Below are 13,103 nucleotides of genomic sequence, written 5' to 3'. Positions count from 1 at the left end.
TTTCTATTTAAAGCTAGAGCAGATTGAGTTTTAGGACAGGTTGTTTTTAAGGAAAGACACGATTAATTCTTGGTCATCATGAGATAAGTCAAAAAATAAAGGAATGCTAATTGCTTGATGAAAGTACTCTTCAGCATTGGGGAAATCTCCCCACTTAAAACCTAATGCTTGATAATAGGGCTGTGTATGTACTGGTATGTAATGTACTTGAACCCAGATATCAGCTTGTCTAAAAGCATCGAACATGTTTTTTCTTTTGTTCTTCTCAACTCTGATAGGGTAAAGGTGCCAGGATGAGTCCTCTGATTGAGCAGGTCTGGTAACCGGAAGGCCTTCAATGAGCGTGTGGTAATGCCGCGCCAGCTCTCTTCTTTTTGACACAAATTCTGTAAGTCTTTGGAGTTGGCTATATCCTAGCGCCGCCTGTAGATTCGTCATCCTGTAATTAAAACCAAGTTCTAGCTGCTGATATTCCCAAGCACCTTCTGCCGGTTTAATTAAATGCTCTTTTCTTTGGGCAATCCCATGGCTTCGCAAGCGTGCCAGACGATCAGCCAGTTCTGGTTGATTAGTGAGAGCCATGCCGCCTTCAGCGGTCGTTATGATTTTGACTGGGTGAAAGCTGAAAACGGTAATATCGCTATACTCGCTAGCGCCGACAGGTTTACCTTCATATTGCGCACCAATTGCATGAGATGCATCTTCAATGATACGAAAGCCATATTTTTTTGATAATCCATGGATTGCTTTCATATCGCAAGGCAGCCCTGAAAAGTGTACCGGGATTACCACTTTAGGTAATTCACCCGTTTTCTCAGCAGCCTCAAGTTTAGCTTGAAGCGCACTTACGCTCATGTTGAGCGTGATCGGGTCAATGTCGACAAAATCGACATCAGCCTCGCAGTATCTTGCACAGTTTGCACTTGCAACGAATGTATTTGGGCTAGTCCAAACTATATCGCCAGCTCCAACATCCAGCGCCAAGCAGGAAATATGTAACGCAGCGGTAGCATTACTGACTGCAATGGCATATTTAGCCTTGCAATGACTCGCTACTGCAGACTCAAAATGAGCAATTCCAGGCCCTTGAGTTAGCCACTCCGATCGAAGCACCTCTACAACAGCAGAGATATCTGCTTCACTGATATTTTGTCGGCCATATGGAATCATAGTTCTCTCTAGGGTTATGCTTGGGTATTAAGATTTTATTTGGTTTCTGGCTTGATTGTTTTTAATAACTCTTTGTTAAGCCATTGATGGGCATTCTTGGTAATGTGATAGCCATCATCAAGAAGAAGGTCCGGTCTTTTCAGTGTTTCATTGTAAAAGTCTAAAACTATAGCATTGCTATGCTGAGCAATAACGTCCAGGCAATTATTGTAGTCGTTAATGATTTCCTTAATCCCAAAATTCCTTGTTTGTAGCCGCTGTCCTGGATGGGGGATGTTGACAAAAACTAACTTGCAAGAAGTTTTCTCAACAAATGTCTCCAGGTTTTGTTTCCACAAATCTAAAGGTACAAATTGAATAAGTTTCTGTTTAGTGAGCAAATATCTTTTCTTTGAATGATAGGATATGACCAGTTTTCCGAGCTTGCTCAGTAACTTGACCGACATCAAGGCGCGTATCAAGAGTCGTTGATAACGACCGAATAGACGTGGCATGCAATCAACAATGCCAAGAAAATATATGATCAAGTCTGGCTTTATCGAATCCAGGGTTTCACATACATAATTTATTGAGATCGCATTTTGCGATGAGTTTGCCCGACATGAGGCATTCAAAACAAAATAATTATAGCCATCGTTATTTAACTCTTGCTGGAGAAGATAGGCATATAAATCTTCGTGCATAATACCTTGGTCCGGTCTCACCATTGAGAGCGAGTCACTAACAATAAGTACCTTATACATGCTTAACCCTCGCCGGAAAAAAATAAAGCCATTTCATCGGGTAAACATGGGATGAAAACAACCAGGTGAAAACAAACATTAATGCAGAGGATATCAATGCTGCCTGAGCTGCACCTATCAAACCATTGATGTTAATCAACACATACAGCAATACACAATGTATCAGGCTGACTGTCAACGTTATGATTGATAACAGGTGTGTTTTTCCAACAAACACAATATAAAGTCCAACCAAATAATACATTCCTGAAAACATCCCCGCATAGACTAACCACGGTACATAAGTAATAGATGCATTGAACTTGTCACCGACGATAAATGGTAATACAAGAGGCAATGCAAAAATGTAGATGCTGCTTATCAAAAACAAAAAACCAAAAATTAAATATGTTCTTTTAACGATACCCAATTTTTTTGTTTCATTATTCGTTTGTAATTGTCTCATTAGCTCAGGTGAGTAAGACTTAAGCAGGCCGTCAACAATAAAATTAATAATCAATGATACTTGAAGCGCCACTGTAAAAATTCCAACCTGGCTCGTATCTAAAAGCTTTGCTATAAAAAATCTGTCAGACATCGCCATTACTAACCCGCCAATCACATGGGGAATGAGAGGTACTCCAAAAAGCAATGCTTTCTTGGTATATGAGCGGTCACCCTTCCAGGTAATGGCTTTGTCGTTGTGCATCGACAATAATGCCAAAAGACAAAAAAACAATGAGGATAGTACTATGCCAAGGGCGCGTCCCTCCCAACCCAAGAACAACCAAAATACTAATACAAGTGAAAGTGAGATATTAAAGACAGTTTGCGAAACTTGCGCAAAACTGTAAGTTAAAGCCTTTTCTTTAACTTGCCATAAGGTTAATCGGATGTTGATAATGAATTGTGCTGCCGAGGCAACGGTTGCTATTAATAGCCAGTTTTTCGGGATATGGAAAAATTGTGATATTGGGTTGGAAAACAAATATGCGACTAAAAGGGTTAGGGATGTGCTACCGATTAAAATCTGTACGCATGAGCCAACAAAGCGTGGATGGTCGATTGATTTGTTAAAAAAATTGACACTCACCGCACCATGTATACTAAGGCCTGTAAATGCGCCAAAAATTGAAATCAAAAGGCTAATTAATGTGACTAGCCCATACTCCTCGGGAGTAAAAACGCGTGTCAATATGGGCAAAAGCAAAAATGGAATTGCACCATTCAGCACATTTGCTAATGTATAAATGGCCGTGTTGCCAAATACACGCGACCTGAGCAAGGTTTTAAGCATTTTAAACGGGTAATACTTTTAATAGCGTATCCGCAATGGTGTTCTGAGCGTGACTGTCCAGATCTGGCGACATTGGCAGGCTCATCACTTGCTGCGCTACTTTATTCGCTACTGGCGTGGGCTCTTGAGAGCACAGATTTTTATAGGCGGGCTGTTCGTTTAAGGGAATAGGGTAATGGACGGCGGTTGGAATGCCTTGTTCGTTCAGCGTTGCCTGAAGTTGCTCCCTTGCATCTGTAAACACAGTGTACTGCGCGTAAACAGATGTGCGGTCAGGGCGCTGAGTCACTGGGCGCATGTTCTCGCCCAAAAGCGCTGTGTAGCGTTGACCTATCAGTTGGCGTTGCTCAATTTCCCAATCAAATCGCTCCAGTTTTGCGAGGACAATCGCACATTGCAACGTATCCATTCTGCCGCCCACACCCACTCTGGTATGCACGTAGCGTTTGGATTGGCCATGTACGCGGATTTCACGCATGGCCTGGGCAAGTGCATCATCATTGGTAAAAATTGCGCCACCGTCACCGTAGCAGCCTAGTGGTTTGCTCGGGAAAAAACTGGTGCAACCTATTGTAGATAAATTGCCACTCTTTCTACCTTTATATGTTGCGCCAAAACTTTGAGCGGCGTCTTCAATCACTGGCAGTTGGTATTTTTCAGCAATCTGATTGATCTCATCCATATCCGCCGGTTGTCCATACAGGGAGACTGGCATGATGGCTTTGGTTTTGGCCGTGATGCGTGCTTCAATAAGAGATGCGTTTATATTGCAGGTGTCTGGTTCGATATCGACGAAGACGGGTATGGCACCAAGTAACACGATGACTTCTGCGGTAGCCACAAAAGTGAACGGTGTGGTGATGATTTCATCACCTGGTTGAATATTCAACGCCATCAGGCTGATCAGCAGTGCTTCTGTGCCTGAAGCAACGGTAATGCAGTGTTTGGCCCCTGTGAACTCTTCAAGCTTTTGTTCCAGCTCGCCGACCTCCGGGCCCATGATGTATTGTCCATGCTCGAGAACACGGTTGATCCTTGCCTGGATTTGAGTTTCCAGCGCGCGATATTGTGTTTTGAGATCAATAAATGGAATGGTCATTTTTCAATACATTCTAGATTGTTGCCGTTGAGTTTGTATTGCTCTCCGGTATGGGGGCAGGTGTATTCACTATCGCCGGACAAGGGCAGGGGAATGCGTTCACCATGTTTGCTCATCCAGCCGATTTGTCTGGCGGGTACGCCTACCATTAAGGCGAAGTCGGCTACATTGTCTTTAATGACGGCGCCTGCACCTATAAATGCGTAAGCGCCAATGGTTGCGCCACAAACGATGGTTGCGTTTGCACCTATGGTTGCGCCGCGTTTGACCAGGGTATTACGGTATTCATCTTTTCTTGAGATAAATGAACGCGGGTTGTAGACATTGGTGAATACCATGCTTGGTCCACAAAATACGTCATCTTCCAGCGTGACATTGTCGTATACCGAGACGTTATTCTGGATCTTCACATTGTTGCCAATGACCACTTTGTTGCCGACAAATACGTTTTGGCCTAATGAGCAGCTACTGCCGATGCGCGCCTGGCTACAAACATGTACCCAGTGCCAGATGGAAGTGCCTTCGCCTATGCTTGCGCCTTCATCAACAATGGCTGTTGCATGAATAGAAACAGCCATAGGTTAGTAATCCAGGGGGAAGCCAACACGTTTGCCATCACGGGCGGAGAGGTAAGCAGCAATCAATACTTCAAGCGATTGCAATCCCGCTCTGCCGTCGGTTTCCGGCGCAGCTTCACCACGCATGACCTTGATGACATTTTCGTAATACATGGGGTGACCTAAACCATATACGGATGTGGTCTGATAGTTGCTGTCATGGATTTTTGCATCTTCCGGATCAGGTTCGGCAAACTCCCAGTGCTGGATTTCATTGACTGCCACGCCACCCACGCGAACTGTGCCTTTTTCACCCAGAATGGTGATCGAGCCCTCAAAGTTTTTAGGGTAGGTGAGCATGGTCACATTCATTGACCCCATCGCACCTGAGCGCCATTTCAGGCTAAGCACGCCGGAATCTTCGGCATCAATTTTTCTTTCAAGAGTGGCCGTGTACGCATGCAGGCTTTCCAGAGGCCCAATCAGCCATTGCAATAAATCGACATAATGGCTGGCCTGGTTCATAAAAGCGCCGCCATCAGACTCCCATTTGCCGCGCCAGCCGCCTTGGTCGTAATAAGATTGCGGGCGGGTCCAGAACACATTCACATTCACCATGTAAATTTTACCGAAACGCTGTTTTTCCATTGCGCTTTTCAATAATTGCAAGGTCGCATTACGGCGGTTCTGTTTGACAACAAACAGATGTACGCCAGCTTCATCGCAGGCTCTTACCATGCGTTTGCCATCTTCCCAGCGGGTAGCCATGGGCTTTTCGGTAATGACATGTTTGCCAGCTGCTGCGCATATGACCGCCTGGTCAGCATGCAAACCGCTAGGCGTAGTCAATATAATGATATCCGCCGTTGTAGTGACTAACATGGCGTGCAAATTCAGATGCGGAGTCGCGCCTGTTTCGTCCGCTGCAGCCTTGAGTGCAACGGGGTCAATGTCGCATATATCCACTAATTCAGCTTGCGCTGACAGTTGCTTGATGGATTCAAAATGATTTTTTGAAATGCGACCGCAGCCAACCAGGGCAAAACGGACTTTTTGATCAATAATGGGCGTGTGCATATTGGGTCATAGCCTGAATAGGGTGAAGCCTGAGCGCTGGCTCTGTTCCTTCGAATAAAGTCCTTTAATATCACCTAACACCGGATTCTCCTGAATGCAGAGGTTTCTTAGTTCAGCGGGTTCAAGTTTTCGGTATTCGTTATGACCGACGGCTACAATCACGCTATCAACATGCTTGAGTTCATTGTAAGCGGTGAGCTGAATGCTATATTCATGAGCCACTTCTTGAGCGTCTGCCCATGGGTCAGCAACGATAACTTCAACACCCCAGGATTCCAGTTCCCTGATCAGGTCAATTACTTTGCTATTGCGGATATCCGGGCAGTTTTCCTTAAATGTAATGCCTAACACGGCTATTTTACTTTTTGAAACATCAATGCCGTTTTTTACCATCAGCTTGATGACATTTCTGGCTGCATATCTGGCCATATTGTCATTGATTCTTCTGCCTGCAAGAATGACTTGCGGGTTATAACCAATTTGCTCTGCTTTATGCGTCAGGTAATATGGGTCTACACCAATACAGTGTCCACCAACCATGCCTGGCCTGAAAGGCAGGAAATTCCACTTGCTGCCTGCGGCTTCAAGCACTTCTAGCGTATCTATTTCCAAACGATTGAAAATAACTGATAACTCGTTGACCAGCGCGATATTCAAGTCGCGTTGCGTATTTTCAATCACTTTGGCCGCTTCAGCGACTTTGATGGAGGTGGCCGGGTAGGTGCCTGCAGTAATAATTGAGCGATAAAGCTCATCTACTTTTTTTGAAATCTCCGGCGTAGAGCCGCTGGTGATTTTTTTGATTTTTGTAAGGGTATTGACCTTGTCGCCCGGATTAATACGTTCAGGGCTGTAGCCACAGTAAAAGTCTTGATTAAAAGTTAATCCGGAAAATTTTTCCAGAATGGGGACACACACTTCTTCGGTACATCCAGGATAAACGGTAGATTCGTAAATAACGATACTGCCTTTAGATAACGCCTTGGCAACCGTCTCGCTGGCTTTCTCAAGTGGTGTCAGGTCAGGCCGATTCGCACTGTCGATAGGTGTTGGGACGGTGACTATGAAAATTGAGCATTCTTTCAGTTTGGACTGATCTGTCGTGTACTCAAGAAGCGTTGCTTCTTTTAATTGCTCAGGGGAAACTTCAAGCGTGCTGTCTTTTGCGTTGCTTAATTCATCCACTCTGTGAGAGTTAATATCAAAACCCACCACAGGACGTAACTTGCCAAACTCAACCGCCAGTGGAAGGCCGACATACCCCAGCCCAATGATTGCTATTTTGTTCATTTTAATAATTATTAATGGAGAATCTGTTAAGGATTGATATCTGAACTTAACCAAATGCCTGATAGCTGGAATTATACATAAGGTTGATGCCACTTCATGTAAATAACTTTACACTGCCAGCAGTTTGCTAACTCCCTTGGCTTTTATTTAGCATCGCCTTGATATTCGCCATCTTACTCTTTCCATAATCTTTACTGGCGGGCTCGCCGTTGCTGTTGAACGGGTTGCCAAAGTGTTTGACGTCATCCTTTGGTAGTTCTGCAATAAACCGGCTTGGTTCGCAGGCTTGCATTTCGCCAGCGCGTTTACGTTTTTTGCACCAGGTGATATTCAGTGATTTTTGCGCGCGGGTGATGCCTACGTACATGAGTCGGCGTTCTTCTTCGATCTGGTCGTTATCGATGGATTCACGGTGTGGCAGGATGCCGTCTTCACAGCCGATCAGGAATACATGGCCATATTCCAGGCCTTTGGAGGCGTGCAGGGTAGAGAGTTTGACAGCGTCTTGCTCTTCGCCATCTTTGCCTTCCAGCATGGTGATGAGGGCGACCAGTTGCGTGAGTTCCAGCAGGTTTTTGCCGGGAGATTCGTTGCCGTATTCAGTTGAGGCTTCGCCTTTCTTGCTCAGCCAGGCGACAAATTCGAGTACATTGCTCCAGCGTGACTCGGCCGCGCGTGCTTCTTCGCCATCGTATAAGTAGGTTTCGTACTGGATGGCATTCAGCAGGTCGTTCAGCACTTCGTTGGCAGGGTCTTTCACAGCCCGGGTTTGCAGGTTCTGGATATAGCGGCAGAAAGTGAGCAGGTCATCCAGTTGTTTCGCTCCGATATCGTGCTGGAAACCGCCTTCAAACGCCGCAGCAAACAATGACAGTTTGTGTGCGCTGGCGTATTCACCCAATCTTTCCAGGGTGGTGTTGCCTATGCCTTTTTTCGGCGTAGTGGCTGCGCGGATAAATGCCGGATCATCATCCTCGTTGGCGATCAGGCGTAGATAGCTGGTGATGTCCTTGATTTCGGTTTTATCGAAGAAGGATTGTCCGCCGGAAATCGTATAGGGGATTTTCTGGTTGCGCAGGAATTTTTCCATCACACGCGCCTGATGGTTGCTGCGGTAGAGCACGGCGTAATCTTTATACGTCGTTCTATGCTCGAATTTATGCGCCTGCAACTTCATCAGTACAGTTTCGGCTTCGTGCTCTTCGCTTTGCGTGGCTGTGACGTGAATCAGCTCACCTGTGCCGAGATCGCTCCACAGTTTTTTCTCAAACAGTTTGGGGTTATTGGCAATCACGCTGTTGGCGGCACGCAGAATACGCACGGTTGAACGGTAGTTCTGTTCCAGCTTGATGACTTTGAGTTTGGAGAAGTCTTTAGTCAGCTGGCGCAGGTTTTCGACGTCGGCGCCGCGCCAGCCGTAAATGGCCTGGTCATCATCACCCACTGCCGTAAATTGACCGCGTACGCCTGTAAGCTGCTTGATCAGGCGATACTGGCAGGCATTGGTATCCTGGTACTCATCGATCAGCAAATATTGCAGTTTGCGTTGCCATTTATCCAGTGTTTCGCTGTGCTGGTCAAACAGTTCTACCGGTACTTTGATCAGGTCATCAAAATCTACTGCCTGATAGGCGCGTAAGGTTTGCTGGTAGAGCTGGTAAACGCGTGCGGCAGCATGGGTTAACTCTTCGTCGGCCTGCGACTTGGCCTGGTCCGGGTTTACAAACGCGTTCTTCCAGCCGGAAATCTGCCATTGCGTTTTGCGTAGCAATTGCTTATCTGTGGTCGCCAGGATATCGCTGAGGATTTTAAAACTATCCGAGGAGTCCAGAATGGAGAACTGGGGTTTGTAGCCGAGCAGGGCGGCTTCCTGGCGCAGCATTTGCAGGCCCAGGGAGTGGAAGGTTGTGACGGTCAGCCCTTTGCCGCTTTTACCTTCCAGCAACGGAGCAACACGCTCCTGCATCTCGCGCGCGGCTTTGTTGGTAAAGGTGATGGCGGCAATCTGCGAGGCTTTGTAATTGGCCTCGTTCACCAGGTATGCGATCTTTTGCGTGATGACGCGGGTTTTGCCACTGCCGGCACCTGCGAGCACCAGTAATGGGCCGTCCAGGTAATGAATCGCTTCGCGCTGAGGAGGGTTTAAGAGATGCTGCATGGAACTTCTACTGTTTGCTGGAGACAATCAAAGGAGAGGAATTAGCCTGTATGGACTATTTAACCCCTTAACTTATATGGGTATAGTCGCGATACCATAGTATTATGCCTTATCAGGTAAACTAAAACATTGACCTTCCCTGTGCTAGATCTCAATAGTGTCATTCTATCATCAATCGGCCTCACCTTTACTTTGGTTGTGGTCCTGTTGATTTTTGGCGCTTACCAGCAGAAATCACTGATTATGCATTGGGTGCGCGGCCTGCTGATGATGGGCCTGGGCCTGGGCATCTATTTTATCCCCCTGATAACGTCTGATCATGGCCAGCGCAGTGTGTATGTCGCGACTTCAATGACCATGTTTGCCTTGGGCGTCAGCATCTATGTCAATGGCATACGCATGCTGCGTGGCTACCGTGTCTATCGCTATCGGACTTTGCTGGTGATGACGACATTGCTTGCCTGTAATGCCGTTATGCTGAATATGCATGCGGCCGACAAATGGGTCATTCTTTCTAATCTGCTCGTGCTGGTCTGGGTGTTCTCTTATGGCAGCCGTAGCCTGGCCGGCCATGGCAAAGATTTTGTCGCGCAAGTCTTCTGGCTGTGCTGTAGCCTGTTTGGCGGCATCAGCCTGATGCTGGCACTCTTTGCGATTGAGGTCGCATTAGCCGATGAGATGGCGCTGGTCACATTTATCCATTGGCCGGTACATGCCTATCTGACCACCGCGATTATGCTGGTCCTCACTATCGCCACCAGTTTGCTATTGCTGGTGATGAATGTACGTACTCAGGCCGGATTGCAGGCGATCGCTACCCTGGATGGCTTAACCGGTGTCTTGAACCGCAGGGGATTGCAAGAAGCCGCTACCCGCATGCAGGCAGTGTCACAGCGGATTAGCCTGTCTATGGGCATGTTGATAATCGATCTGGATTACTTCAAAAAAGTAAATGATGTCTACGGTCATCTGGTGGGTGACGAGGTGCTGAAATCCTGTGCCGGTAATATACGTGGTGCGTTACGTGGTGGGGATGTGATAGGTCGTTACGGCGGTGAGGAGTTTTGCATTTTGCTGCCTAATACCGGTGAGCAGGAAGCCATGGTGCTGGCCGAGCGTATCCGCAGAACCATAGAAGTCACACCAGTCAGTATTGCGGGCGTTGAAAGCATGAGTGCAGATACTCACGCCATCAAGTGTACAGTCAGTGTCGGGGCAGTGAGTTCTGAAACGGTGGGGTATGCACTGGATAGCATGTTTGCGGCGGCTGACCAGAATCTGTATAAGGCCAAGCAAAATGGCCGCAACCGTGTAGCAAGCAATATTGAATTATTGATGACGCAACCACCTGCCACAGGTAAACCTGTGAAGCGTAATGCCAGCGTGATTGCTTAATTTGCGATAGCTTTCGTAACTAAACTCTTTAGTTTACGTTTCAATAAACCTTACGGCGCATCAGCTTCTGTTGTCGTCTCTGGCTGTTCATTGGTAGTTTTCGACTTCTCTTTTGCCAGTGCAATCATCTCTGCACGGCTCTTGGGGGATTCCAGGCTGACCCTGCCGATCGCGCCGCCGCGATAATCAGTCAGAAACGCCATCGCCGTACGCTCCATATCCCATTGCCCGTCATTACGCTTGTAAGCCCTGCGTTTGGCAATCGCCTGCAACAGGTCTATACCATCTATCTGTTGTACATCCAGCTTCATGGCATCTAGTTTGTAACGGGTGTTGATGAGTGCCGGGTATTGTTTTAGCAGCAAGTTACCCAGGAACTCCGCCACATCTTCATCAATCACGGCATTACGGCCAATGGCATGGCTGGCTGCCAGCATATAACCATCTGATTCATGCTCGATCTTGGGCCACATCATGCCTGGCGTATCGGTAATGCTCTGGTTATCGCCGAGGTCGAAGCGTTGCTGGCTTTTTGTCACCGCAGGCTCATCACCGACTTTAGCCGCGCGCCGGTTGAGCAGGGCGTTCATCAGGGTGGATTTACCGACGTTAGGAATACCCATGATCATCATGCGTAAAGGTTTGAGCGGCGAGCCACGGTGTGGTGCCAGTTGGCGACACAAGCCCGGTATCTTTTTAGCGTCACCGGCTTTTTTACATGAAAGCGCCACTGCTTTGGTGTTGGGCAGGCTGTTAAAGTAATTCAGCCAGGCCTGGGTGATCTGCGGGTCGGCCAGATCAGCCTTGTTCAGGATTTTGAGATTGGGGCGCTGGCGGAAGTTGCGCATGTCTTCAATCATGGGATTGTGGCTGGCCGCAGGCACGCGTGCATCCAGTACTTCAATCACAATATCGATATGCTCCAGGGTCTCTTCTGCCTTTTTGCGGGCTGAGGTCATGTGTCCCGGGTACCATTGTATCGCCATATTTTTGCTCCATCTCTCAATCAAAAAAATACGGTTTTACGTGCAGTGCCGTACTTCAACTATCGCTACGGCACATGTTTTCTGATTGCGAATGTTGCAATGGCCAACGCGATGATTGGCCATTTTAACATTCAAGCGCCTAACGCGCTAAATTTAGCAATAGTGTTGAAACTTACTTCCAGGTATATCCCAATGTGAACAAGGCGCGGGTGTCGCCTTTTCTTCTATCATCCGCCGGACGACTATCCAGATTGTAATCAAGCTGGGTGGTCGCGCTCAGGCCCAGGATAAACGGAAAGCGTAAGCCGGTAGAGCTATAAAGCAGGATTTGCGATGGCGCGCGCGGGGTGTATAACACCTCGTGTCTGTGGAAGGCCTGCACAAATGAATCAAACAGATATTGGTTGTAGTTGACCGCCCAACGCAATGCGCCGTGGTTCTCGTCGGTTTCGTCATAGTAATCCTGTTTGATCCAGGACACACCGCCTTCCAGCGACAGGTTCAGTTTTTCACCTTCGAATATCTGGTAACCGGTACCGACACCGTAGGTGCTGCGCAACCTGATATCACGGAAACGGTCTTTTTCCTGGATGGTATTTAAGTAAGTAAACCATTTTTTAGTGAAGAAGTGATCGTACTGGCCACGTACGCGCAGGTTATTCTGCGTTTGCTCATCATTATCTTGCGCCCAGTAGGCGTAGCCTTGCACCGTATACCTGTCTTCCAGGCCGCGGGTGATCGATTCGCCGTTAAACTGCATATTGCGGTTTTTGCTATTGCCGTTGTTGAAAGTGCCGCCCAGATTGAGGTTACCCGTCCAGACATAGCCTTCGCCTATCAGGTCTTTGGTCGGGTTGATGTATTGGATTTCTGCCAGTTCGGTATCGATTAACTCTGTTTTACCATCTTCATCCAGAATGGCCTGCCCGTTCTCGCCATGTTTCAAGTAACCAGTCACGACAGTCTGGTCAGACAGCATCATGGTGTAGGATTTTTCGGCGTCTATGCTTTGAATATCTGCCCAATTCAATTTGATTTCGCCGGCATAGCTGGTATTGATCACCACTTTATCTGTGATCTTGACCACCAGGGTGCCGGTGATCTTGTCGCCATTTTTGAGCCAGACACTGTCTGCAAAAGAGGTGCCTGAAAAACATGTGATTAACGCAGCTACGCTGTACAAAAGGGGTTTTAATCTATTTTTATTAAGGGCCTTGCTGACTACATTGAAAAACATTGATACTCCCTTATTAAATTTGAATGAGTACGAATTCGGCGAATTGAATACAGTCTGCAAGTGTGTATAAATTGCCAGATGTCTAAGTAAAACCTGAAAGCGCGTAGCGCTTAAG

Annotated in this window: 11 protein-coding genes; 1 reads left to right on the top strand and 10 read right to left on the bottom strand. The window is 47.1% G+C overall.

Annotated features, from left to right (window positions below):
• Positions 1 to 30 precede the first annotated feature (30 nt).
• From pseC to ACSSVF_RS12445, 8 genes are all read right to left on the bottom strand, one after another.
• Positions 31 to 1,170: a UDP-4-amino-4,6-dideoxy-N-acetyl-beta-L-altrosamine transaminase gene (gene pseC, locus ACSSVF_RS12480; protein WP_492403848.1), complete on the bottom strand. Its 1,140-nt coding sequence runs from the start codon at positions 1,168 to 1,170 to the stop codon at positions 31 to 33.
• A 35-nt stretch (positions 1,171 to 1,205) separates the two neighbouring features.
• Positions 1,206 to 1,913, bottom strand: coding sequence for an SGNH/GDSL hydrolase family protein (locus ACSSVF_RS12475; protein WP_492403847.1), 708 nt, complete (start codon positions 1,911 to 1,913; stop codon positions 1,206 to 1,208).
• The gene (locus ACSSVF_RS12470) at positions 1,906 to 3,189 is read right to left on the bottom strand and encodes a lipopolysaccharide biosynthesis protein (RefSeq protein WP_492403845.1); all 1,284 of its coding nucleotides are present in this window, start codon (positions 3,187 to 3,189) and stop codon (positions 1,906 to 1,908) included. The genes ACSSVF_RS12475 and ACSSVF_RS12470 overlap by 8 nt, the downstream gene beginning before the upstream one ends.
• A gap of 1 nt (position 3,190) precedes the next feature.
• Positions 3,191 to 4,288 carry a DegT/DnrJ/EryC1/StrS family aminotransferase gene (locus tag ACSSVF_RS12465; protein ID WP_492403843.1) on the bottom strand — a complete coding sequence of 366 codons (1,098 nt, stop codon included), beginning with the start codon at positions 4,286 to 4,288 and terminating at the stop codon, positions 3,191 to 3,193.
• Positions 4,285 to 4,866 carry an acyltransferase gene (locus ACSSVF_RS12460; RefSeq protein ID WP_492403841.1) on the bottom strand — a complete coding sequence of 194 codons (582 nt, stop codon included), beginning with the start codon at positions 4,864 to 4,866 and terminating at the stop codon, positions 4,285 to 4,287. Before ACSSVF_RS12460 ends, ACSSVF_RS12465 begins: the two co-directional genes overlap by 4 nt.
• A gap of 3 nt (positions 4,867 to 4,869) precedes the next feature.
• Positions 4,870 to 5,922: a Gfo/Idh/MocA family protein gene (locus ACSSVF_RS12455; RefSeq protein WP_492403839.1), complete on the bottom strand. Its 1,053-nt coding sequence runs from the start codon at positions 5,920 to 5,922 to the stop codon at positions 4,870 to 4,872.
• Between the two features lie 6 nt (positions 5,923 to 5,928).
• The gene (gene tviB / locus ACSSVF_RS12450; protein WP_492403838.1) at positions 5,929 to 7,212 is read right to left on the bottom strand and encodes a Vi polysaccharide biosynthesis UDP-N-acetylglucosamine C-6 dehydrogenase TviB; all 1,284 of its coding nucleotides are present in this window, start codon (positions 7,210 to 7,212) and stop codon (positions 5,929 to 5,931) included.
• 127 nt (positions 7,213 to 7,339) lie between these two features.
• A complete protein-coding gene (locus ACSSVF_RS12445) occupies positions 7,340 to 9,370 on the bottom strand; it encodes a UvrD-helicase domain-containing protein (protein WP_492403837.1) in 2,031 nt (676 codons plus the stop codon).
• 141 nt (positions 9,371 to 9,511) lie between these two features.
• Here ACSSVF_RS12445 and ACSSVF_RS12440 point away from each other — a divergent pair, with 141 nt between their 5' ends.
• The gene (locus tag ACSSVF_RS12440) at positions 9,512 to 10,765 is read left to right on the top strand and encodes a GGDEF domain-containing protein (protein WP_492403835.1); all 1,254 of its coding nucleotides are present in this window, start codon (positions 9,512 to 9,514) and stop codon (positions 10,763 to 10,765) included.
• A gap of 50 nt (positions 10,766 to 10,815) precedes the next feature.
• Here the strand turns inward: ACSSVF_RS12440 and ylqF are convergent, their stop codons facing one another.
• On the bottom strand, positions 10,816 to 11,751 hold the full coding sequence (ylqF, locus tag ACSSVF_RS12435) for a ribosome biogenesis GTPase YlqF (RefSeq protein WP_492403833.1): 936 nt from the start codon (positions 11,749 to 11,751) through the stop codon (positions 10,816 to 10,818).
• 172 nt (positions 11,752 to 11,923) lie between these two features.
• Entirely contained in the window at positions 11,924 to 12,988 is a 1,065-nt protein-coding gene (locus tag ACSSVF_RS12430; protein ID WP_492403832.1) for a DUF481 domain-containing protein, read from the bottom strand.
• Between the last annotated feature and the right edge of the window lie 115 nt (positions 12,989 to 13,103).

It is taken from the genome of Methylophilus sp. E2MeOHC9, from assembly GCF_058744375.1.
This window is presented reverse-complemented; position numbering and strand designations above follow the sequence as displayed.